We start from the raw sequence: 24,563 nt of genomic DNA on the forward strand, positions 1-24,563 counted from the left end.
GTCAATATCGAGTTTGGCTTGATGGCTCTTGGGCATAATTTTAGAAAATGGACTGGACACCTTACTCAAAAATTGAAGAATAATAGGGTATTGATTTGCTTTGTGAATAATCAAAGTCTCTTAAAATATTTAGAATTCTTCAAATTCGACTTTAGAAAATTAGGAATGGAAAATTATAGCGTTCTATAAAATTGACCATTAAAAAGAGGCTATCCTTTTGGGACAGCCTCTTTTTGTTTTTTAAGTGCTTTAATAAAGAAGCTGTTTAAACTTTTCCTTTCGGGTTAAACTAAGTCTTTTACAATAGCTTGTTCCAAAATTTACTTAACGTAGCGATGCTATGCTTCGCAAATTTTGAAAAAATCAATTCAAAAATACAATACTTTCACCTTAGAAACGGAAAGTTTAAACAGCTTCAAATCCAAAACGCTATTGCTTGCGTAAATCTGTTTAGAAATGTTTAAAAACAATAACTTAATCAACCGCCAGTTAAAATGAAAAAGTTAATATTAGTATTAGGAATAGCTTATTGTAGTGCTACCGCATTCACATCAAAAGCTCAAAATGTTACTGTAGGTCAAGAGGCAATGTTCCCCGCCAAGAACATTGTTCAAAATGCAGTTAATTCTAAAGTCCATACTACTTTAGTGGCCGCAGTAAAAGCAGCCGATTTAGTAGGCACTCTTCAAACGAAAGGACCCTTCACAGTTTTTGCTCCTGTAAACGACGCTTTTGAAGATTTACCTGCGGGAACAGTAGAAAATTTATTAAAACCAGAGAACAAAGCAACCTTAGTGAAAGTTTTAACGTACCATGTTGTAGCGGGCAAGTTAGACTTCAATGCAATCGCAAAAGCTATTAAGGCCAGCAACGGAACTGCTACATTAAACACTGTGAGTGGTGGCAAATTATATGCAATGATGAATGGTCCTCATAATATCATGTTAAAAGATGAAAATGGAGGCACGTCAAACATTAGCACATATGATGTCTATCAGTCGAATGGTGTAATTCATGTGTTGGATGCCGTGGTATTACCCAAAATGTAATCCCTTATCCAAAAGGTATGAAGTTAGTTATGAATACTTTCTTCACGCCTAATAGACAGGTGTGGTTTAATAATGGGTAATGTACAAAGGGCTTCCTTTTTGGAAGTCCTTTGTTTTCAAAATGCTTATTTCTCTTCACTCGTCTTCCTAATTATCCACGCTGTCTTTCTAATTATTTAAGTAAGTGTAAAACAGTAATGTATTATTGTCTCGCAAAAAATTTTCATATAAATGAATGATTATTAAACCGTTAGATTAATTTCATAAACACACATTATTTCAATCATAGAATATTGAAATAAACCCATTATCTTTATTAAGCCCTTTTATAAGAAGGTAAAGTATGAAAAAACTTCCTTAAACATAACTACTATTTTGTTGTTATATTAAGCAAAGTTATTCTTCACATCATCTTACATTCATTGAGAAGCAAACACTCATGTCTAAACGCAAAACCATTATAGCTGAAGAAGCGCTCGTTGCCTTACTGCAAAGTCAGGATGAGCGAGGATTCTCCATCTTGTATGATAATTACTCATCAGCACTTTACGGCGTTATTCTGAAGATAGTTCGCTCAGAAGAGGTAGCCGCTGACGTCATGCAAGACACCTTTGTGAAGATTTGGCGAAATATTGAAGCTTATAATCGTACCAAAGGAACATTATTTACATGGATTCTGAATGTGGCTAGAAATACAGCCATTGATAGAATTCGTTCACAAGAATTCCAAAATTCGCAGAAAAACCACGATATTGATGAACATGTAAATTTCATCGATAACCAAGGGGGAAGTCAATTTGATATTGATGCTATTGGGGTAAAAAAGGTAGTAGAATACCTAAAGCCTGAGCATCAACAAATTATTGATTTACTTTATTTCAAAGGGTATACTCAAGCCGAGGTTGCTGAAGAATTCGGTATTCCGTTGGGAACCGTTAAAACAAGAGTGAAATCTGCCATTACACAACTAAGGCAGTATTTTGTTCAATTTGGATTGATATTCCTTACTGGATTTTTTGATTTGTAATCGAACGATTTAATGATTGCTCAACACAAGTCAATCAGAAATCAATCTTTCACAGAAATCAACCACGATCAACATTTATAAAAATGAACATTCAAGAATACATAGAATCGGGTATTTTGGAAAGCTACTTGCTAGGAGTTACCAGCCCTGCGGAATCCGCGGAGGTAGAACGCCTCGTGGAAGAGTATCCTGCCCTTCAGATGGAACTGATGGCCTTACAGGGTACGCTTGAAAATTATGCTCTTCAATTTGAACAAGAACCTCCTGCTACTCTTAAGAATAGCGTAATGGAAGCCCTTTCGATAGAACAAACTAATACTGGAAAACCGTCCCTTGAATTACCATTGCCTAAAGAATCTGAAAGTAATATTAAGCCCTTGAGGACAAATAATACTTGGCAAATGGCAGCATCATGGGTGCTTTTAGCCCTAAGTATTGCAGGAAATGTTTGGTTCTTTACTAATTGGCGAAATTCTGAAGAGAAAGTCCTTGCTTTGGAGTCTCAGAATCAAATTTTAGCACATGAAGGGCAAACCTTAAAAGCTAATTATCAAGAAGAAGTAGCTATTTTGCAAAGTCCTTATGTCAAAATTATTCCCTTAGCAGGTCAGAAAGATTTTCCAACTGCTAGCGCCGTGGTGTATTTTGACCAAACGAGAGAATCGGTATATTTATCTGGGCTCAAATTACCAACCGCTCCTACTGGAAAACAATATCAGCTTTGGGCGATTGTTGACGGCAAACCTGTTGATGCAGGGATGATTGATGGGAATTCGATGTTGATAAAAATGAGGTCATTCTCGACAGCCGCAGCCTTTGCTATTTCATTGGAGAACACTGGTGGTAGTACTACGGAGGCAGGGCCTAAAGGAGCTATTTATGTAATGGGAGCTGTTTAGAGTTGTGAGTAAGGAATGCTCCGCCGTTGTGATTGAGAGCGGTCTTCCGCTGAAGTTTAAATATTTATATACACTACTTAATTATCAATATAAAAGCCTAAAAGTGTTTAAAATTCACTTTTAGGCTTTTTTATATATTTATTTTTCATCGAACTAATTAATACCTGAGACCCGAAATCCGATACTCGAATCCTCTATATTATTCCTCTTGATTTAAGTTCAAGGTATTTGTTTACAGTATTTACTGTGAGATTTTGAGGAGGCGTTAATAATGCCTGAATACCATACTGCCCTAATTCACGGACTATTTGCTGTTTTTCATAAAAGTATTTTTCTGCAATCGTTTTGTGATATATTTCTTCGGTGGTTACTGCTGGCTTATCCAACAAGGTTTTTAATTCTGTATTCTCGAAAAAAATAACCATTAACAAGTGGTCTTTGGCAAGTTTTCTAAAATAAGGTAATTGCCTCCGCATAGACGTTACCGTTTCAAAATTAGTGTACAACAATAGTAAACTTCGCTGGCGAATATGCGTTTTAGCATAAATGTATAAAGCTTCATAGTCGGTCTCCAGAAACCTTGTTTTTTGTTTATACAGTAATTCCAAGATTTTAGTCATCTGCCCCCCCCTTTTATCTGCCGCTAAAATCTGTCCAATCCTATCTGAAAAAGTAATCACGCCCGCCTTATCTTGTTTGTTAATGGCAATGTTGGATAAAATCAGCGTTGCATTAATGGCATAGTCTAACAACGATAGGCCATCAAAGGGCATCTGCATTACCCTTCCTTTATCTATCAAGCAATATACGTTCTGTGACTTTTCTTCTTGGTAAGCATTGACCATTATATCGTTCCGACGAGCCGTAGCTTTCCAATTGATATTGCGTATATCATCTCCCTGAACGTATTGTCTGATTTGTTCAAATTCTTGACTTTGCCCAATTCTTCGGATTTTTTTGATACCTAATTCAGTAAGCCTATTGGATATCGCCATTAATTCATAAGCCCGCATTTGTAGAAAAGAAGGATATACAGCCACCATTTTTTCATTAGAAAACTGATACCGACGCTTTAATAAACGGATAGGGCTTTTTACATATACATTCACCGCACCAAAACTATACTCTCCTCTTTTAGTCGGGCGTAGTTGATATTCAATAATTTGCTTTTCCGACGATTTTAATGTCGTGTTAAATAGTAAATCTCGTTTCTGAAATTGAAAAGGAATTTCATCGATGATTTCTAGTAGGATTGAAAAGCTATAACGGTTTTCTATAAAAATAGCAATTGGGTTTTCATCGCCATTTGAAAGCCTCTCAGGAACGTTTCTTTCGCAGAGAATACCTTTTTTAGTTTTATATAAAATAATGCTATCTACTAATAGCATTAATATCAACACCATAAAAAACAGCTGTGTAATACCCAATAAAAAAGGGAATACAAAAGCCAATACAAACAAAAAGACAATCCCGACAATAAAGTAATATACTACTTTAGCAATATACAAGGACTTGAAAAAATGTATCATATTTGTTTCACGGGATGATTAACGGGTGCTTTTTTTAACGTATCAACAGGTGTTAGCTTAGGAGAATTCACGGCCTTGCGTCTATCTTCTAGTTCTATTTTTACCTCTTCATAAATATTTTTAAAAACCTTCGGGTTTAATATATAATACTTTAAGCTTACATTAAACGTTGCAGTATCAGTTTGGTGCTTTTTCATGACTTTCCAGCGTAGGCGTTGATACACCAACAAAGAAGAGTCTTGGCTACCCAAGTGCATATTATTTACACTAGCTTCGGCTTCATGAATGTCAGCCAAGATTTTTGCCATCTTATCTTGTTCAATCAAGTTTGCGGGCTTATCTTCCGAACCGCAAGCTATCAACAAAGTTGCTATCAACAGAATTATTAATCTCATATTTCAAATTTACAGGGAATTTGGCTAGTTTTAAACTTGTAAAAGTTTTTTAAGTAAAATTATGAAATGATTTTTGTTTGAAGCACGCTTCAACGAATGATAATAATAAATGACTCCCAACGAATTTTTAGCCAAGCTTTATAAATATGAAATTAAAATCCGCAAGGCTGTTACTTCACAGATGCGGGGAAATTTTCATTCTATCTTCAAAGGCTCTGGTCTAGAATTTAGCGATTTACGACAATATCAATACGGCGATGATGTTCGCTTGATTGACTGGAATACTTCTGCCAAAGGGCATGGAACGTATGTCAAAATCTTTAAAGAAGAAAAAGAACAATCCGTTTTTTTTGTAGTTGATGTAAGTGCCTCGCAAGATGTAGGCCGAACCGACCGTTCTAAATTAGATACTACCAAAGAAATTTGTGGTGTCTTGGCACTCTCGGCTATTAAAGAGGCCAGTCATGTGGGTCTACTATGCTTTTCTGACCAAAAAGAAAAATATATCAAACCTGCCAATACGCTAAAACATGGTTATCAAACGATTTTAGAATTATTTAAGCTAAAAACGGAATCGACGGGGACGAATCTGAAAAAGATGATTTTGTTTACGCTGAATGTATTAAAACGAAGGAGTTTGGTTATTCTAGTTTCTGATTTTATTGATACTGGTTATGAAGAAAATCTCAAAGCGTTGGCGCGTAAACACGATTTAATCGTTATTCATTTATACGACCAGCGAGAAACCAATTTGCCTCGTTTGGGCATTATTCCAGTGTATGATACTGAAACACGCAAAACGATATGGGTAAATGCTTCTTCTAGTTGGTTTAGAAATCGGATGAAAATACTTTTCGATAAAAACTCTCAACAAGTAGAACAGGTTTGTAAACAACATAGGGCTAATTATTTAGCCATTGATGCTTCGGAAGATTATGTACCTAAACTAATAAAATTATTCAAAGTAAGAAAGTAGATTATACAAACCCATTGGTTGTAAAACTCAGTATGAACCCTTTTTTAATGAAGCATTCAAACATTAACTTCACAGATTCATTAAAAGAAATATCAAAGATTACTGTTGCCTGCAAAGTTTTCAAAACTTTACAGGTGTTTCAGCATAGGTTCAACTTTGGTATTAATGCTATTAAGTTTTATATCCTACATCTTAAATCCTATGTCTTAACACCCAAACCTTACACAAAGTCTTGGGGCTTACGTCCTGTATCTTACGTCTTGTGTCTTACATGCTGTCTTCTAATCACTCAGATAAAAGCTCAGAATACTTACTGGAAATTGCCTAGAGGGAAATTCATGAGCGAGAGTTTGAAAGTAGGCTTACCCATAAAATATGCATTGAGTTATCGACACAAGCCAACGGCAGATATTTTCTTTCCAGATTCTACGTTCAATTATGCACCTTTCGAATTAGTTTCTCGAGAATACTTTCCAACTATTACGGATGACAAAGGTAGTCTGGATAGTGCCATTTATACCCTTATTTCGTTTGAAGTAACCCCTGTTCAAGAACTTAGCTTACCTATTTTTGTAAAAGAGCAACTGGACTGTACGAGTGTATTTGCCCCTATGGATTATGTTCGTCTAAAAGGTACAATTGCTGAGAGTGGACAAATGGATACGCTATCCTTAAAAAAGGACACCAATATTATCTTTTTATCGCAACAGCCTAATTATCCCTTAATATTTCTATTTATTATTGGGCTAAGTTTTTTAGGTGTTCTGACGTTTTGGTTTTTTGGTACTCCTATCAAAAGACAGATTAAACTCTTTCAATTCAAGCGACGATATGATGAGTATCAAAGGAGTTTTCAAAGATTAAGCCGAGCAACTGACGACCAGAAAAAAGGATTAGAAAATGTTGAAAAAGCGGTAATTCTCTGGAAAAAATATGTGGAACGCCTAGAAAGTAAGCCCTTTACTACTTTTACGACGAAAGAGATTCTAGATAATTTACAAGACATTCGTTTGTCTGAGGCACTCAGAGAAATTGATGCTACAGTGTATGGAGGTATTTATTCTAAAAAAACAGCCTCCTCATTGGATATTCTTCAAGAACTGGCAGAGACTCTTTATCGAAAACATCGAAAAGTTCTGGTGCAAAGTTCTTAACTTGAACGAATTACATTTTTATGCAAGATTGGTTTTCAAAATATTGGTTTTTACCCTCTACCCTTTTAGGTTTTGATTGGGCACACCCTTTTTTTCTGTATGGATTAGCCGTTATTCCATTGCTTTTCATACTGAGGAGTTGGCTTCGTGGTGGCGCTATCCAAAAATTAAACATTTCTTTCCCTGCTAACGATATTCAATCTAACTGGATAAGTTATTTACGTTTTATTCCTGCCATTTTTTTAATGCTATCTATTGTTACGATGCTTTTGGCGTTGGCTCGTCCACAAAAAGTTATTTCCGAAACGGAAGAGTTTTCAGAAGGTATCGATATTATGCTTGCGTTGGATATTTCTAAATCAATGGATAGCAAAGATATTCCGCCATCCAGACTAGCAGTGGCTAAAAAAGTAGCCAAAAAGTTTATTGCGGGCAGATTGCATGATAGAATTGGTATGGTAATCTTTTCGGGTGAGCCTTACTCCTTATGCCCCCTAACGACGGACTATGAAATGTTGGATGAATATGTAGATGAAATTTCCTCTCAACTTATCCAAACCTCAGGTACCGCCATCGGAAATGCCTTAGGAATGTGCATCAATCGTTTGAGAGAAATAGAATCAAAAAGTAAAGTTGCCATCCTTATTTCTGACGGTGATAATACATCTGGTAACCTAGACCCAGTAACCTCCGCCTTATTAGCCAAGGCCTTTAGCATTCGTGTGTATACTATTGCCGTAGGAAGCAATAAAAATACAACTGAAAAAGTAGATGAAGGTACGCTTCGTGAAATTGCGAAAGTAAGTGAAGGCAAATTCTTTAGGGCAAAAGATGCGAAGTCGTTAGAAACAATTTTTGAAGAAATTAACCTTTTAGAAAAGGTAGAAATCAAACAAAATAAAATGCGAAATGTACGTGATTTTTATCATGCCTATTTACGTTGGTCTATTGCCTTTTTACTTTTATCATTCGCTTTCAAAAACACCTTCATGGGTAATATTCTAGAAGATTAAAATAATTCAGTATTGTTTCATTCATTCCCCTGCAATAAAATCCAACAAAAACTACAATAAATCTAAAAAATTGTATTTAAACACTATCTCTCTTAGATTTAATAATTCCTTAACATTCCGATAACTAAGTATTTATACCTTTGTGGCGAAATTACCAATATGAAAAACCACGATACTTGAAAACTTACTTAATAACCCAAAGTTTCTGTAAATTTTCAAGTTAACATTAGGGCAATTCTTTGCTCTTCAAATCAATAAAATAATGTTCGGATTAGACACGTCTCTATTCATTTTACTTTTCCTGTGTTTGTTTTTGGCTTGTGCTTTTGAGTTTGTCAATGGCTTTCACGATACAGCTAATGCTGTAGCTACAGTAATCTACACCAATTCGTTAAAACCAACACAAGCAGTAGTTTGGTCTGGTTTAATGAATTTCTTAGGCTTACTTACTGGCGGTGTGGGTGTTACTATGTCAATTATCGGTTTGCTTCCCACAGAGCTACTCATCGACCCCAACGTTTATCACTCCATGGCAACTGCCATAGCAATGTTAAGTACCGCTATTCTTTGGAACTTAGGAACTTGGTATTTTGGTATTCCTGCTTCTTCTTCGCATACTTTAATTGGTTCTATTATTGGTATTGGTGTAGGTTATGCATTGCTTCCTGAAAATAAGGCTGGTTTAGAAACAGTTAACTGGGACAAAGCTGTTGAAATTGGTAGAGCCCTCTTATTATCTCCATTATTTGGTTTTGCAGTGGCTATTGTGTTGATGTACCTTATGAAGAAAGGTATTTCTAATAAAGATATTTTTAAAGAGCCTAAAAAAGATACTCCTCCACCAATGTGGATTCGTGCTGTATTATTTACTACTTGTACATTGGTAAGTTTTTTCCATGGTCGTAATGACGGACAAAAAGGTATTGGTTTGGTAATGATGATTTTGATTGCTTTCTTACCGGGATACTTTGCGATTAATACAGATGTTGATCCTTTTAAATTACATGCTGAAGTAAGCACTGTGCAACAGATAGTTACTAAAATAGATACAACAAAATTATCGGCTACTGAAAAAGAAGGATACCATAAAATCATTAATGCTACGAATGGCTTAATTGTTATTTTAGATGATAAAACACTTACAAACAATAATTTATCTGTTGATAAAAAATTAGAGATTCGTAAAGATGTTCTTTCTATCAACAAATATTCTAAAAAATTGACTGAAAGTGATGCTGTTACGTTGAGCAAAGACGATAGAGATGCTTTGAAAAAAGCTACTGCTGGTTCAGCTCCTGCATTCTTTACATTTGGTACTTCTTCAAGTGGCTTATCTTCTTTAACAGATTTTGCCCCTACTTGGGTAATGTGGATGATTGCACTTTCATTAGGCTTAGGAACAATGATTGGCTGGAAACGTATTGTAGTAACTGTTGGTGAGAAAATCGGGAAACAACATTTGTCTTATGCACAAGGTGCTTCTGCTGAATTAGTTGCTTCGTTTACTATTGCCTTATCTACTTTATATAAATGGCCTGTATCTACCACACACGTACTTTCTTCGGGTATCGCAGGTTCAATGGTGGCATCAAAAGGTATTAAAAACCTACAAGGTGGCACTGTAAAAAGCATCGTAATGGCTTGGGTACTTACATTGCCTGTTACCATTTTGGTTTCTGCCACAATATTCTATTTACTCCGTACTATTATCGGATAATACATTAAAAAAAAGGAGATGTGGTAGAGCCTTGTTCTATCACATCTCTTTTTGATTACAGCATTTCGAGTACCCCAACTACCAATATAGAAAATCCTAATGAAAAACTTTTTATTGTCGGCAATCCTATTGCTGACCATGTTAAACACATCCTTTTCCCAAAGTCCAAGGCAATATTATCATATCTCGAATGGCTGGACAGACATCAATATCTCGGGAAAAATAGCTGGGAAATTTACTTGGCAATTAGAGAATCAACATCGTCGTGAAGATATGCAGGGTGACTATAATGCTGCTACCACCACAGGAAACCCTTACAACAACCTCAATCAACACGTTTTTCGTCCTTGGGTACATTATCAGTTTAACCCTAATGTTCGTTTTTCATTGATGCCTTTGGGCTGGATTGGCTCTAATCGTTTCGCAGAAGGCGCCCCTTCGGCTTTCTTTTCTGAAATCCGTGTTTCACCACAAGTAATGTTAACACAAAATCTGGGAAGAGTACGCATTGACCACAGGCTACGATATGAATTTCGTTGGTTCGGAAAAAATCAGGCAGTTAATGATAAAAGCTTTATATATGGTGGCGATTTCTCAACGACTACTTATAAAGAGCGTTTTCGCTATCAGATAAAGGTAACTGTGCCGATAAATCATGCTAAAATGGATGATAAAACATTATATGCGCAGACTTATAATGAATTGTTTATCAATACTGGAGAACAAGTAGGTAATACTAATTTATTAGACCAAAACCGTGTATTAATTGGACTTGGATATAAATTCAATAAGTTTTTGGCTGTTGAAGCAGGTTATATGCAACAAACGATATTTAAGTTTAATAACAGTGCGAAGAACAATGTTGATGTCAATAATATTCTTCAACTAAATTTAGCTGTGAGTAATTTTGAGCAATTGTTCAAGAAGTAATGAAATATGAGTCATTTTTAATATAAAATCATCAAAAAAGCGGTCGAAAAACTAATTTCGACCACTTTTTTGATGATTTTTTACGTTACTATATTAAGCTCTTTTTAGTTCAAATACCGTAATCTCTGGAGGCATCCCTACTCTACCCGGATAACCAATATAACCATATCCGCGGTTTACGTACAATTGTTGGTCTTCTTCTTGATATAATCCTCCCCATTGTTTATAAACATACTGCGCGGGCGTCCAAGTTTGTCCTGCCACTGTAATCCCGAATTGAGTACCGTGCGTATGTCCAGAGAACATTACATCAATATCTTTATACTTTGTGTTTACTTCTTTATCCCAGTGGGTTGGGTCGTGAGATAGCAATAGTTTCACAGGCGCTTCTTCCGTGCCTTTTACTGCTTTTGATAGATTACCATAAGTATGAAAACGATTTTGTCCACTGATATTTTGCACGCCAATAATCGCTAATTTTTCACCACCTTGCTCAATAAATCTATTTTCGTCCATCAGCAAATCGTAGCCTAATACTTTATGAGCATGCATTAAATCTGTCAGGTTTTTTTGTTTAGCCTTAAAATCATGCCCCCAATTTACATAATCTGCATAATCATGATTTCCCAAGGTACTATAAACTCCCAAAGGTGCTTTTACTTTATTGAAAATATCAATATACTCTTGCACTTCACTGGCAAGATTATTCACCAAATCGCCAGTAAAGAAAACCACATCAGGTTTTTCTTTCATCAACATCTCCACGCCACCTTTTACAGCTACCCGATTAAAAAAAGAACCTGAGTGTATATCTGAAATTTGGGCTATCGTCATACCATCAAACTCCTTTGGTAAGTTTTTCAACGCTAGCTTTACTCTTCTTATTCTATAATCATGTGCACCTGAGATAATACCCCATGTTAGTGCTAATGCAGGAACTGTGCCCGCAATAACAGCAGTCTTCATTAAAAATTCACTCCTAGTAATAGGCGTATTTAATACAGAAGGGGTATCGGTTGTGGTAGTAGTAGGAGTAGCTTCTGAAGAACCTGTAAATTTAGAAATCACCAAACGGAATAATCTAATAATATCGTCAATCAATAAAAAGAGTACTACAAAAATTTTGGAAATGTAACTGATAAAAACACCTACCATAATAATGGTTCTAAGGTTTTTACCTAGCCATTCGGGTGGTGTAAAATTATAAAGCCACAATCCCAACATGCTGATAGCAGTAAATGCCCAAAAAACATATTTAACAATGTTCTGAGTATTAGCGGAGGTATTTTGAACGGAAACTTTTACGGCTTGCCAAACATACCAATCAATCAACAAGAGAATCATTGATAAAATTGGAATAATAATTAATTTATTCATTGAAGTAAGGGCTATTATATAACAGAAAGAGCATTAAATGATTGAAGTAGAGGGATTTCCACTTTTAAACTAAACGATATTCGGTAAGTCTGGGTTCTGGACGGCATTATTTTTATGATAAACGGTAATTTTTTACCCTATTATTTACTTTTTCCTATATAATCTTTGGTAAGCCTGTGGTTTCATTTGCATCAATGATTTGAACGAGCGATTGAAATGTGAAAGATTATTAAAGCCACTTTCAAAAGCCACTTGCGATATACTTAGTTTTTCGCCTGCCAATAGTTTACAGGCATGCCCTATCCTTAGTTCCTGTAAAAACTGAAAATATGTTTTGCGGGTATGGGTTTTAAAATATCGGCAAAATGAATTTACGCTGATATTAGCCACCTCGGCTACTTCTTCTAAAGTAATTTCGCGGGCAAAGTTGTTCAATGAAAAAGAATAAATCATGTCTATTCTCCTTGTGTTATATTCATCCAACGAAACGTTAAATTCTGTTTTTGATAAATCGACTACATCTTCTGCATTAGCTATATAGCTTAGAATACTCAATAACTGAATTACTTTATCTATGCCAGTGGTGTTTAACATTTCTTCCATCAAAACGCCTACTTTTTCACGTGCACCTCCGCCGATGAGCAATCCCTTTTTGGCCTTTTGAAATAATTCGTTTAATAATATCGATTCTGGTATTTTCATGAAGCCATCACCCCAAAAATTTGGGTTGAAGTGAATCACGATTGAACGAGACATTAAAGTAGAATTTTGTTCAAAATAATGTGGGTCACTTCTAAAAAAGTGAGGTACATTAGGACCAATGATAATCAAATCGTTTTCACGGAAACTTCTTACACCATTCCCTACTAAAAGTGTTCCAGTTCCTTCAAAAATATATACTATTTCAATTTCAGGGTGATAATGCCAATGATTATAAAAATAGGGAACAAAATCCTTGTTAACATTGAATGATTGCTCGGGCATTACCTGAACTTTTCTAAATAATGGCTTCATGGTATGTAAATTATTACCGAATCACGGCGTCGCTCAAAATTAATGCTAATATAGTATCAAAATGTACTAATAACGGAAAAGTTTATGTAAGAAAAAAACCTTCACTTTGTAATGAAGTTTTTTTATAATTTATTGTAATAAAAATAGATTTAAAGATGATTAAGCGTCCGCATTACGATAATTTCGAGCTTTGGCAAAGATTTAAGAAAGGAGACCAGCAGGCTTTTCACTTGATTTATAAATTAAATCATAAAATTTTAGTCAATTATGGTAGTAAAATAACACAAGACATAGAGCTTGTAAGAGACACCGTACAGGATTTATTCGTAAACTTATGGCTTAGAAAACATAATCTTGCTGATACTGATAATATTGAACCTTATTTAAAAACTTCGTTGCGTCATGATTTGGTCAGGAAAATTACTGAATCGAGAACTGGCGTTCCTTTTGATAATATTTCTGAGCTTGCCCATCAGCTTGAAAAGTATCATTTTTCTTATATTCATGAAAATGAAGAGCGAGAAGAGATGTTTATTAAACTTGAAAAAGCACTGTTATCGTTGCCAACTAGAGTCTCACAGGCTTTAAAGATGCGTTATTTTGATAAAATGGGCAATCAAGAAATTGCCACTAAAATGTCAATTAACTATCAGTCTGTTAATAACAATATTCACAGAGGCGTAGAAACCTTAAGAATTGCCATGACTCAGTAATATACTACTTATCTATTTATTTTAAAGTATTACTAAAAATAGTACACAGGTACGTTATTTCAGAATATTTACCCCCTTTTCCCTCTTATCTTTCATTTAAAGCCTACGTTATCCTTTCTTATTATATATTTAATATTTAGGTTGTTTTTTCATCTCTATTATTTTTCAGACAACTCTAAAATACCTCACTAATTGAATATTTACGCTTTTTATTATCTTAACCTTTGATAATACGTGTATAGACACATATATTTGTGGTGTAAATAACTAATCACAATTTACCCACTTAATTTTTATAGAGATATTTATACTGTTTTAGTATAGATTCAAGACTCCTGAAGGATAATCTTTAATGCATTACAAACTAAAGTGGCGGCTTTAATTTGTAAGCAAAGATAAAGATTAGTAACAGGAGTTTTTTTATTCCTTTGTTCCTATCAATTCTTGCCCTTGAACAATTACTTTCACTCCTGATATCAATCCGCTCGTGCGAACAAATATAATTTGAGCACCAAAGTTACCTTCTTCAAATTCATCATCTTTCTTTTTAATTAGCTTAGTCTCTGGATAATCTGCCGCTTGTCCATACAATTCGCCAGCTTTAAAGTACACTTTCATTTTTGGCACATAAGGATTATCAGCCATTTTATAGCTACCATAATAATCTTTATATTCCAAAGAATCACTTTGAGCTACACATGTACTTGAGCAATTTGATGCGGTAGTTTCTTTTTGAAGAGCAAAGGTTGAAATTGAGATAAAAGTTAAAAGAGTTGCGAAAACAATTGTTTTTTTCATGATTGAATAATTTTCTTGTTAAGTTAAAAATGAAGCAATTAGGTACTAATAATAAACATTAGTTAAGTTAATAGTTTTTTCAAATTTAATCTAAAAATTGTGCCAAATTTGGTATGCAAGCATAATGTTTTTATTAAATTCGTATTAATATTTAACAACAATCATTAAAACATCATCACAAATGAATGTAGCCTATATATATGATGCCGTTCGGACACCCCGTGGACGAGGGAAATCGGATGGTTCATTGCACGATATTCAGCCTGTTCAGCTCGCTCAACAGGTATTGCAACAACTCCGAGAGCGTAATCATTTAGATACTACATTGGTAGATGATGTTATTCTGGGCTGTGTTACCCCTATTGGCGAACAAGGGGCTGACATTGCCCGTACGGCGGTATTGGCTGCTGGTTATGACCAACGAGTAGCTGGTGTACAAATCAATCGCTTTTGTTCCTCAGGCCTAGAGGCTGTGAACATGACGGCGGCTTATATTATGTCTGGTCAACAAGAGCTCATCATTGCAGGTGGAATTGAATCAATGTCTCGTGTAGCAATGGGTTCTGATGGTGGGGCGATGACGATGAATCCTCAATTGATTGCCGACCATAAATTTGTTCCTCAAGGTATTTCAGCAGATTTAATTGCTACTAAATATGGCTATACTCGCGAAGCACTAGATGCTTATGCGGTAGAATCGCAAAAACGTGCTGGTATTGCTCATCAAAATAACCGTTTTGCTAAATCGATGTTCGCTGTAAAAGATGATATCGGACAAGAAGTATTGACTTATGATGAAGGCATGCGCCCACAAACTTCTTTAGCTTCACTCTCAACATTAAAACCCGCTTTTGAAATGATTGGTCAAATGGGCTTAGACCATCTGGCTTTGATGAAATATCCTGAACTCAATGAAATCAAACATTTGCACCATGCGGGCAATTCATCTCAGATTGTAGATGGCTCGGCAGGCATACTGATTGGCAGTAAAGCGATGGGAGAAAAACTAGGCATTAAACCGAGGGCAAAAATTACCGCTTTTGGTGTTTGTGGTTCTGAGCCAACTATCATGCTAACAGGTCCTATTCCTGCAACACAAAAAGTATTAAAACGCAATGGTATGAATATCAGCGACATTGATTTATTTGAAGTCAACGAGGCTTTTGCTGCAATCCCGATGCTTTATATGGATGTATTAAACATAGACCCTTCCAAAGTAAATGTGAATGGTGGAGCAATCGCATTAGGACATCCACTTGGTGCTACAGGAGCCATTATCCTAATGACACTTTTGGATGAATTGGAAAGAACAGACAAAAATGTAGGGCTGGCTAGTTTATGTATAGGTGGAGGAATGGGCATTGCAACTGTTATTGAGAGGACTTAAAGACTAAAGGACTTTATGATTTTAAGACTTGAGGACTGGAAGATTTGGTGGACTGAAGGACTGTAGGACTAGAAGACTAAAGGAGTAGAAGTATTAAAATCCTCTACTCATCAAGTCAGTAGTCTTAAAGTCTAAAAAGTCATAAAATCCTCTAGTCCTAAAGTCTCAAAATCAAAAATCCTAAAGTCTTAAAATCCTAAAGTCCTAAAGTCTCAAAATCTTAAAGTCCACAAAGAAATGATCTCATACAATATCTTACATAACGTTGCTATTTTAAGCATTAATGTTGCTAATCAGCCGATGAATGTGCTGAATGATGAATCAATTCCTGCTCTTTCAGAGGTACTAGACAAAGCTTATGCTGACTCAGCCGTAAAAGGTATCATCATTACGTCAGAGCGACCAGAGTTTATAGCAGGAGCTGATTTACGGATGATTCTTCATAATAATGGCAAAGCCCCCGCTGAATTACTAAAGCTTTCATTATCCTTGAATGCCATTTTCAGGAAAATGGAAACCAATGGGAAGCCCATTGTGGCAGCTATTAATGGTACTGCTTTAGGAGGTGGCTATGAAGTCTGTTTGGCTTGTCATTATAGAGTAGCACTTAATAATCCGAAGGCAGTAATTGGTTTGCCCGAAGTAACCATTGGTTTATTACCGGGAGGTGGTGGCACACAGCGTTTACCAAGAATGATAGGTATTGAAGCGGCGGCTCCACTTTTATTAGAAGGAAAAAAGGTATCGCCAAAAGATGCCCTTGCCTTAGGATTGGTTAACGAATTGGTAGATTCGCATGAAGAGATGATGGATAAAGCTTTTGCTTGGATTAATGCCAACCCTAATGCCTTACAACCTTGGGATGAAATCAATCGAAAAACGGGGAAAATACAAGCCAGAGAAAACTATAAGATTCCGGGAGGGAATATATTGAGCCCTAAAGGGGCGCAACTAATGATGGCAGGCACAGCCATGACGATGAACAAAACCAATGGGAATTATCCTTCGCCCATTGCGATAATGTCGTGCGTGTACGAAGGGCTATTAGTAAATATCGACAGAGGACTTGTGATAGAAGCTCGTCATTTTGTAAAAGTGGCGAACTCATCGGTAGCAAAAAACCTGATTCGCACCATGTTTTTTGGACTGAATGAAACAAACAAAGGTGTAAGTCGTCCAAAGAACATTGAAAAAACGGAAGTAAAACGACTAGGTATTATAGGAGCAGGAATGATGGGGTCTGGCATTGCCTATGTGGCTGCAATGGCAGGAATTCAAGTAGTGCTGAAAGACGTTTCACTGGAAGTAGCCGAAAAAGGCAAAAACTATACTAAAACCCTTCTTGAAAAGGCCATCATCAAGGGCAAAATGGATGCTATAAAAGCAACTAATATCCTGAGTTTGATAAAAATATCTGATAATTATGTTGACCTCTCAGGAGCAGATTTAATCATAGAAGCGGTTTTTGAGAATACACAATTGAAGGCAGACGTTTCAAAAAAAGCAGAAGGTTTATTAAAGAGCGATGGAGGTGTTTTTGCGTCTAATACTTCTACGTTACCTATTTCTGATTTAGCCAAAGCAGTAAATCGACCTGATAATTTTATTGGAATTCACTTTTTTTCGCCTGTTGATAAAATGCAATTGGTTGAAATCATCATGGGGAAAGCTACGTCCGACTATGCATTGGCTGTAGCCATGGATTTTGTTAAGAAGATTCGTAAAACGCCTATTGTCGTGAATGATTCTCAAGGGTTTTATACTTCAAGGGTTTTCTTTACTTATACCTCCGAAGGTATAGAATTGTTAAAAGATGGTGTAAACCCTGTTGTTATCGAAAACATAGCCAAACAAATGGGCATGCCAGTTGGGCCATTGGCAGTATCTGACGAAGTGGCATTGGATTTAGCCTACAAGATTTCTCAAGAAGCTGTAGCAAAAGGCATTTTGCAAGCAACCGATACTGCCTATTTAGTCAGCAAACAATTTACTGAAATGGGTCGTGTGGGTAAAAAAGCCAAAGCAGGATTTTATGAGTACCCTGAAAATGGTAAAAAATATCTTTGGGGTGGCTTGTCTGAACTATTCCCTATCAAAGAAGAAGCAATTGATGTAGAAGAAATCAAGAAAAGATTATTATATCGTCAGGCATTAGAAACGGTAAAATGTGTGGAAGAGGGAGTTATCCGTAAAAATCTGGATGCTGACATAGGTTCAATCTTTGCTTGGGGATTTCCTGCTTATCTGGGCGGTACATTATCATTTGTAGATACTGTAGGCATTAAAACCTTTGTTTCAGAAGCCGACCGTCTGGCAGATACTTATGGAGAACGATTCAGACCTACTGATAAACTTCGTAAAATGGCAGAAGATGGAATTGGGTTTTATGAATGATAAGATTTAAAATTTTATTCAGTATTTTTGAAAGGTAAGTCGCTCTCGGCTTGCCTTTCCTGTTTCTATGAACTTTCAATACAAAACAATGGCTCTACTTTACAAACACCTAGCTTTCATTATATTACTTTTTTGCTCCGCAAGCTCTTATTCTCAGTCTGTTCTCTGGATAGTTGAAGACAATGGTTTAGAAAAGCCCTCCTATATTTTCGGTAGTGTACATGAAATGTGTAAACAAAATCTCAAGTGGGACATAGAAATAGAAAATATAACCAAAGTCACTAGCAGGGTATTATTTGACCTAAACCTTAGCGTTTTTATGCAGTCATTCAAACGTAAAGGATCAAAGAAAATGCATTATGGTTATTCTTTAGATGACTTATATTCAGAAGAAGACTATAAAGAGGTATCTGAATATTTTGAGGAAGAATATAAAATCAATGTTAATAGACAAAAAAGACTTTCTCCAATGGAATTGATGTTTAAAGCCACTCAAAAAGGGAAAAAAGGAAGTTGCAAAAAGAAAACATTCTATCACTATAAGATTGCTAAACTATATAAAGAGTCATATTATTTACCATTAAATGTCAACCAAGTAACAGAACTGGATAGTATTCCTGAGCGAGATTTTTTCAAATGGAAACGACACTATCAAAAAAATGCAGATGTTCTACTTCAAATGATTAGAAAAGACAAACTCAACAAAACTTTTCCTAATAGAGATGATAATCAACTGATTGATTCATATTATAAAATGGATATTGATAAAATTAAAGAGATTTCAAATAAATACCCTAGTATGAACGATTTTGAAGGTTCTATCATAAGCGAAAGAATCAAAATTTGGTTAGGTATTATGCCTTCGATTATGGAAGAAAAACCAAGTTTTTTTGTAGTCGATGTTGCTCATTTAGGTGGCAATAATGGCATTATTAATTCATTAAAAGAACAAGGTTATACAGTAAGACCTTTGAAAATGAGTTGGGACAAAAAATATTAATTTTAAAATTATCATTTTACTTTTCCTACCTTTACACAAATCCCCAAATCCCTTGTAAGTCGGCAAGATTTACAAGGGATTTTTTATAGTGGGATGCTCACCCAAGAAGAAAAGTTTGAAGGCCTAATAGAAGGAATATTAGCCAATGGTTACGGTGTTTGCGATGATTTTTTAAGTCTGGAAGAAGTTAAAAGTCTATCAACAAGATTTGAGACTAGGTTTGATGCTGGTAATTTTAAAGAAGCAGGCATTGGCAAACAAAGTGAAGTACATACAGCCACAGCCATAAGAGGCGACAAAATACTTTGGTTAGAAAGTAATTCTGTTGACCTATCAGAAAGAATACTCTTAGATAAAAATCAAGCTTTTATCGATTACCTTAACCAAACTTGTTATTTAGGTATTATCGACTCCGAAATTCATTTTGCCAAATATGACATCGGGAAATTCTACCGTCGACACCGAGATACCTTTCAAGCCCAGAAGGGAAGAATTCTGTCAGTAATCTACTATTTAAACATCGATTGGCTTCCTGAAAATGGAGGAAATCTATTGATTTATACCCAAGAAAATAATCAGGAAAAAATCATCAGCATTGCTCCATTAGCTGGCAGATTAGTCTGTTTTGAAAGTGAAAAACTAGACCATGAAGTTTGTGAAACTTTTAAAAAAAGGCTGAGTATTACGGGGTGGTTGTTAAATTGTTAGGTTTTACATTAGGTAAATTATAGCCTTGCTGTTTTAAGAAATCTATAAATTTCCATTCAAATTCATTCACAGTAATTACATATCCGTTCTTTTGCTCTTCTATGGTATTCAGTTTGTAAAATTTGCTTCTATATTGAGTAAAAACATGGGTAGGTAAAGGAGGACTATAATTTCCTCCTTCTCTATAAATATATTCATAAACAGTTGCCCATTCTAATGCAGAAATATCTATTGATTCCATTTCTCTATAATAGTTTTCATAGTATTTAGATGGGTCTTTTGCAGGATCACCTATATCATCAATGTACATATTTTTATCCCACCTTAATCTCATCTCTATTTCACCAAATAAAACAGCACGAAAATAGGCAGTAAGAGGTAGTAGCCTAGTAGTAAAACCATCTATACTATTATTGATAAAATAATAGATGGATGGGTCATTTTTAGACGTATCAGTAAAAGCTATATGTGTGCCCATATCTAAAAAAAGGATGCCTTTAACATCAAATAACTCCCTTAAATTGGCAATTTCAGGCTCAGTGTACCTATAATCAATCATTTCTAGTAATACCACCTCTCCATTTACTATTTTAAACCCATCTGTTCCAACGATATAATTACTGTTTTCAAGTTCCTTCAAAGTAGTTTTTGATTCAATAAAAGCCTGCTTAATCCTTTTTAAGTTTACTGGAAAATCTATAGGAAACTTTTTAAGTGTTTTACCAAAGGTTTTCTGAAAGAAATACAAAGATGGTGGGAATTTTTTCCCAATAAATTCTTCTACCTCAACAATATCAGAATGCTGTACTGGTAAAAAATCTTCTTTTGATGCACGATTAGTCAGGATTAAAAAATCTTTTGCTGACTCATAAAACTTTTCATAGTTAACCATATTATTTTATTAACCTCTGCTTCTCAAAGTCTTATACTTTGTCTCACTAACTAATAGAAACAGGTTAATTTATTTTTCAAAAAATATTAAAGTATATATCCTCTTTTATTATCTTCTTCAAGCCAAGGTGGTAATTCATTATGCTCAGCATAATAGGCATTTATTTTATCTAGATATTCGTCATCTGTTGATACTAAATAAGGTGTTTCTTGGTAATTTTCTTTTGATAGCAATTTGCCTAAACTAAATCCGCTAAAAATAGTCATCCTCAATGTACCACCATGTTCTGTATTTATTCCTATGCCTCGTTCAAAGATTCTTACGAAAAAATGATATGGATTGATTGGATATAATTCCCTTACAAATTCATTTTCGTTAAACATCTCCCAAGTTAAATACATGTGTACCATTAACTTACCAAACATACCAATAATAGTTTTATTGTTCTCAAAATTCTCATCATTTTTATAGATGATTTCACTTTTGTTTTCAAGTACATCTTCAGGTATGAGTCTGTTAATTGTACCTAATGAATATATTTCCTCATGAAGCATATCATTAATTTTAACATTTACTTCATATATTCTTCTAAAACCTTCAAAAAGAAGCAATCTTTCTGAAATAGAATTGTCTTTCTCAATTTCTGAACTAATACTATTAGTTCTTTGAAAAATCTGAGGGTCAGTATTAATTTTCATGCTATTTTATTGAATACTTCATAAACGATTAAGTGTAATTTGACTAATCATCACTATACGTAGTCGTTGTTTTTTCAAGTTAGCAATATTCCGATAAAAATTGACTGAGCTTAAAGCACATTATTTTTTCCACAAGGCTGGTCTCCCGACCAGTCCTCCTTTTCTCTAATCTAAAAAATTCTTGTGGACTGGTTAGGAAACTAGCCACGGGGCTAGTTCGAGTTTCCAACTCGAAACAAAGATAGACTCATGCCATGAGTAAATAGACAACAAAAAAGCCGCTTCCTTTTTACAAAGAAGCGGCTTTTAAAAATTTTAAAATATTGTTTGATGCCTACTTAAATACGCCCATAGGGTCTTCTTTTTTGGCAAGTAATTCTTGTAAGAAATTCATATCCAAAAAGGTAATGTCGAGTGTTCTACATTTATGGAAATATTCCCAAGCCTTCTCGTAATGTTCTAATTGAAATTCTGCAATGGCATATTTCAGCCAACCATTGGCATTGGTTGAATCTATTTTTAAAGATTTATCCAATAGTAGCAATGCATCATCAATGTCATTACATTTCTTTTGGTCTTTAAAACAAGCTAATTGCACAGTAGCGACATCAATCATCAAAGTCGGATTGTCAGGTGCCAGCACTAACCCTTTGCGTAGTAATTTAGCAGACTCTTCGTAGTTCTTTTTTTGATAACTTACAGAACCAAGGCCCCAATAAGCCTCTACATTGTTTGGGTCAAGTAAAAAACTGAGATTGAAACGGTAAGTGGCAGTATCCAACAAACCTTCGCTCAGGTATTCCCAACCTCTCTCTGCAAAAAACTTGCTAGCCTCAGCACGATTTTTAAAGTTTTGTTCGCACTGAGTAAAGAAATCTTTTGATTTCAGTATTTGTTCATCTACAATCTTTTTACTACCAAAAAGAGGGATATACTTAACGTCTTGGCTATCAACGGCAAGTTCTTTCTTGGTGGCTTCTTTAGTACTCGCCAAAGGAATTGGTTGCACTTGCCCAACTATTGACTGTATGCTCGATGAAAAAATAAATAAATATATTAATTGCTTCATAATGGTGGTAACAATACGAATGTTATAACGATGCTTAAGAATAATTATTGCTCTGCGAAAATCTTCTTTACAAAATCAAGCTATCTTAACTTTCTCTGAGGTATTTTTTAAGTCATGGATTATAAATATCACAAATTTATACATAGTTTCAACCGAATTGAGATTTTTTTTGTTCAATAGAATATAAAAATAGCACTATTGTACAACAAAAAGGGCTGATTCGTTGAATCAACCCCTTTAAATATTAATTTTTTAATAACTAAGGCAATGCTAACAAAAAGCCAATCGTGAAATTAGCATCCCAGTCAAATACGAATTGTTGGCAACCTGTAGTTTCAGCAATGGCTTTATAAATATTTAAACCAGCTTTTGATTTAGCGTTGTCTAATTGATAAGCCGAAGGAGCATCTAATACAGTATAGCGTTCTTTGCCTTTTCTTACTTTTTTGGCTAACTCAAAAGGTACACCACCAATGATAAAACACGTTTTACGATTAGCCTCTGGAATCTTTTTCGACTTTTCGCTTACTTCTTTAGCTACAGTTTCATCATCTACGCCATTCTGAAAATATTTTGCACCATACGATTCTTCAGACTTTAACTTTCCGTTTTCTTTCCAAGAAATTTTAGTATTTCCAGAACCAATATCTGCTACGAATGAGTTATCAGCATATTCAGCAGGCTGAACACATTGCAAGCCTAAAATTCCTTCTTGCTCTGGCGTTACGGTATTCACAAAGTATTTTAATGATTTCAATACCTTGATTATCTTCTGAGTACCCTCGGCTTTTACAGCGCCCGAACTCACCACAAAGTGAATATCTTTTCCACTTACACCATAATCAAGCATTCCTCCGATATATTTTTTCAAGCCCGCTCTGATATCATCATCACTTGCCATATTTTCTATTACCAAGCTATTGCCAAAATCAGCTTTTTCAAGCTTCCAACGTTTATCAGCATCTATTCTGATAATAAACGAGTTAAAACCACTAGCTCCTAGCTCAACTACACCCTTTAATTTACCTGCGATTGGTCCAGGAGGAGTATAATCAAAGCTTGTCTTCTCTCCTTCAGTAGCCGAAGAACTATTTTCTTCAGAAGAAGAAGAGCTATTCGAATCAGCAGTATTACTAGCCGAAGCTGTTGTTTCTGGTGCTAATTTTTTCAGGGCATCTTGTCCCCCGAATTTTGTAAAACCATAATAAATTGCTCCTACAATAATGGCGGCAATCAATAATCGTCCCGCTACAGTTAATCTTTGCATTGTTCTTGAGGTTTTAGTTAAAAAATGTTTTGGTTGTTTTTTTGCTGTAAGCAATAGGCTATCGGTCATCGGCTGTCAGCTTTCGGATTTTAGTTATAGGTTTTTCGTCTTTATAAAAATTACCCGCTGATTTACGCTGATTCGACACGCTGATTCAGGAGATTTTTTTAGTAATAAAATCATACCATGCACAAATTATAAAGCCTATAGTCTAATATCTTATGTCTAAAAGTCCTCCACTCTTTTAGTCCTAAAGTCCTCCAGTCCTCAGAGTCTAATATCTTGTGTCTAAAAAAGTCCTCCAGTCTTTTAGTCCTAAAGTCCTCCAGTCCTCAGAGTCTAATATCTTGTGTCTAAAAGTCCTCTAGTCTTTTAGTCCTTAAGTTTTATAGTCTATCGTCTAGTGTCCAACAAAGATATTTAAACCCACAAACCATCCAATTTCAATTTGGTTATGTGGTAAAACAAACCACTGATTTTGTAAAATTTAAGGATGAAGTTCAGAACAATAAAATTGTTGGGTAATACATTAACGAATACAGACCGAATCCATATCT

23 protein-coding genes are annotated in these 24,563 nt (G+C 35.1%); 14 read left to right on the top strand and 9 right to left on the bottom strand.

The genetic code is table 11. The features are described from left to right. The 4 genes from VB264_RS18115 to VB264_RS18130 form a co-directional block, all read left to right on the top strand. A partial coding sequence (locus VB264_RS18115; RefSeq protein ID WP_323248583.1) for a hypothetical protein occupies positions 1-189 on the top strand: 189 nt, incomplete at its 5' end. Positions 190-494: 305 nt separating this feature from the next. Beyond that, a complete protein-coding gene (locus VB264_RS18120; RefSeq protein ID WP_323251584.1) occupies positions 495-1,049 on the top strand; it encodes a fasciclin domain-containing protein in 555 nt (184 codons plus the stop codon). A 439-nt stretch (positions 1,050-1,488) separates the two neighbouring features. Beyond that, on the top strand, positions 1,489-2,076 hold the full coding sequence (locus VB264_RS18125; RefSeq protein WP_323251586.1) for an RNA polymerase sigma factor: 588 nt from the start codon (positions 1,489-1,491) through the stop codon (positions 2,074-2,076). Positions 2,077-2,159: 83 nt separating this feature from the next. Next, positions 2,160-2,975, top strand: coding sequence for an anti-sigma factor (locus VB264_RS18130; RefSeq protein ID WP_323251588.1), 816 nt, complete (start codon positions 2,160-2,162; stop codon positions 2,973-2,975). Between the two features lie 194 nt (positions 2,976-3,169). Here VB264_RS18130 and VB264_RS18135 read toward each other — a convergent pair whose 3' ends face one another. Next, positions 3,170-4,501 carry a DUF58 domain-containing protein gene (locus VB264_RS18135; protein WP_323251663.1) on the bottom strand — a complete coding sequence of 444 codons (1,332 nt, stop codon included), beginning with the start codon at positions 4,499-4,501 and terminating at the stop codon, positions 3,170-3,172. Beyond that, the gene (locus VB264_RS18140) at positions 4,501-4,899 is read right to left on the bottom strand and encodes a DUF4296 domain-containing protein (RefSeq protein WP_323251590.1); all 399 of its coding nucleotides are present in this window, start codon (positions 4,897-4,899) and stop codon (positions 4,501-4,503) included. The genes VB264_RS18135 and VB264_RS18140 overlap by 1 nt, the downstream gene beginning before the upstream one ends. A 109-nt stretch (positions 4,900-5,008) precedes the next feature. On the opposite strand from VB264_RS18140, the gene VB264_RS18145 reads away from it, so the two are divergent. The 5 genes from VB264_RS18145 (at position 5,009) to VB264_RS18165 (ending at position 10,689) form a co-directional block, all read left to right on the top strand. Continuing rightward, positions 5,009-5,875, top strand: coding sequence for a DUF58 domain-containing protein (locus VB264_RS18145; protein ID WP_323251592.1), 867 nt, complete (start codon positions 5,009-5,011; stop codon positions 5,873-5,875). Positions 5,876-5,922: 47 nt separating this feature from the next. After that, on the top strand, positions 5,923-7,029 hold the full coding sequence (locus tag VB264_RS18150; RefSeq protein WP_323251594.1) for a hypothetical protein: 1,107 nt from the start codon (positions 5,923-5,925) through the stop codon (positions 7,027-7,029). Between the two features lie 20 nt (positions 7,030-7,049). Next, on the top strand, positions 7,050-8,042 hold the full coding sequence (locus tag VB264_RS18155; protein WP_323251596.1) for a VWA domain-containing protein: 993 nt from the start codon (positions 7,050-7,052) through the stop codon (positions 8,040-8,042). 262 nt (positions 8,043-8,304) lie between these two features. After that, positions 8,305-9,759 (top strand): inorganic phosphate transporter, encoded by a 1,455-nt coding sequence (locus VB264_RS18160; protein ID WP_323251598.1) that lies wholly within the window; start codon positions 8,305-8,307, stop codon positions 9,757-9,759. Between the two features lie 99 nt (positions 9,760-9,858). Next, on the top strand, positions 9,859-10,689 hold the full coding sequence (locus VB264_RS18165; protein ID WP_323251600.1) for a DUF2490 domain-containing protein: 831 nt from the start codon (positions 9,859-9,861) through the stop codon (positions 10,687-10,689). A gap of 93 nt (positions 10,690-10,782) precedes the next feature. Here the strand turns inward: VB264_RS18165 and VB264_RS18170 are convergent, their stop codons facing one another. Together VB264_RS18170 and VB264_RS18175 are read right to left on the bottom strand one after the other, a co-directional pair. Next, complete coding sequence (locus VB264_RS18170) at positions 10,783-12,066, bottom strand: metallophosphoesterase (protein WP_323251603.1); 1,284 nt, start codon at positions 12,064-12,066, stop codon at positions 10,783-10,785. A gap of 144 nt (positions 12,067-12,210) precedes the next feature. Then, a complete protein-coding gene (locus VB264_RS18175; protein WP_309921777.1) occupies positions 12,211-13,080 on the bottom strand; it encodes an AraC family transcriptional regulator in 870 nt (289 codons plus the stop codon). 155 nt (positions 13,081-13,235) lie between these two features. Here VB264_RS18175 and VB264_RS18180 point away from each other — a divergent pair, with 155 nt between their 5' ends. Next, a complete protein-coding gene (locus VB264_RS18180; RefSeq protein WP_309921773.1) occupies positions 13,236-13,793 on the top strand; it encodes an RNA polymerase sigma factor in 558 nt (185 codons plus the stop codon). Positions 13,794-14,213: 420 nt separating this feature from the next. Here VB264_RS18180 and VB264_RS18185 read toward each other — a convergent pair whose 3' ends face one another. Next, positions 14,214-14,591 carry a hypothetical protein gene (locus VB264_RS18185; RefSeq protein WP_323251606.1) on the bottom strand — a complete coding sequence of 126 codons (378 nt, stop codon included), beginning with the start codon at positions 14,589-14,591 and terminating at the stop codon, positions 14,214-14,216. A gap of 181 nt (positions 14,592-14,772) precedes the next feature. Between VB264_RS18185 and VB264_RS18190 the strand changes: the two genes are divergently transcribed. The 4 genes from VB264_RS18190 to VB264_RS18205 all read left to right on the top strand — a co-directional run bounded on the left by VB264_RS18190 (position 14,773) and on the right by VB264_RS18205 (position 20,080). Beyond that, positions 14,773-15,978 (top strand): acetyl-CoA C-acetyltransferase, encoded by a 1,206-nt coding sequence (locus VB264_RS18190; RefSeq protein ID WP_323251608.1) that lies wholly within the window; start codon positions 14,773-14,775, stop codon positions 15,976-15,978. Between the two features lie 237 nt (positions 15,979-16,215). After that, complete coding sequence (locus tag VB264_RS18195) at positions 16,216-18,372, top strand: 3-hydroxyacyl-CoA dehydrogenase NAD-binding domain-containing protein (RefSeq protein ID WP_323251610.1); 2,157 nt, start codon at positions 16,216-16,218, stop codon at positions 18,370-18,372. A gap of 88 nt (positions 18,373-18,460) precedes the next feature. Next, positions 18,461-19,372, top strand: coding sequence for a TraB/GumN family protein (locus VB264_RS18200; RefSeq protein ID WP_323251612.1), 912 nt, complete (start codon positions 18,461-18,463; stop codon positions 19,370-19,372). A 93-nt stretch (positions 19,373-19,465) separates the two neighbouring features. Next, a complete protein-coding gene (locus VB264_RS18205; protein WP_323251614.1) occupies positions 19,466-20,080 on the top strand; it encodes a 2OG-Fe(II) oxygenase in 615 nt (204 codons plus the stop codon). Here the strand turns inward: VB264_RS18205 and VB264_RS18210 are convergent. From VB264_RS18210 to VB264_RS18225, 4 genes are all read right to left on the bottom strand, one after another. Then, positions 20,055-20,972: a hypothetical protein gene (locus VB264_RS18210; RefSeq protein ID WP_323251616.1), complete on the bottom strand. Its 918-nt coding sequence runs from the start codon at positions 20,970-20,972 to the stop codon at positions 20,055-20,057. The two genes, VB264_RS18205 and VB264_RS18210, sit on opposite strands and share 26 nt — an antisense overlap. Positions 20,973-21,058: 86 nt before the next feature. Beyond that, entirely contained in the window at positions 21,059-21,670 is a 612-nt protein-coding gene (locus tag VB264_RS18215; protein WP_323251618.1) for a hypothetical protein, read from the bottom strand. 334 nt (positions 21,671-22,004) lie between these two features. After that, positions 22,005-22,739: a tetratricopeptide repeat protein gene (locus VB264_RS18220; RefSeq protein WP_323251620.1), complete on the bottom strand. Its 735-nt coding sequence runs from the start codon at positions 22,737-22,739 to the stop codon at positions 22,005-22,007. A gap of 259 nt (positions 22,740-22,998) precedes the next feature. Continuing rightward, on the bottom strand, positions 22,999-24,006 hold the full coding sequence (locus VB264_RS18225; RefSeq protein ID WP_323251622.1) for a hypothetical protein: 1,008 nt from the start codon (positions 24,004-24,006) through the stop codon (positions 22,999-23,001). Between the last annotated feature and the right edge of the window lie 557 nt (positions 24,007-24,563).

Origin of the sequence: Arcicella aquatica (genome assembly GCF_034928825.1) — a bacterium.
Classification (GTDB): domain Bacteria; phylum Bacteroidota; class Bacteroidia; order Cytophagales; family Spirosomataceae; genus Arcicella; species Arcicella aquatica.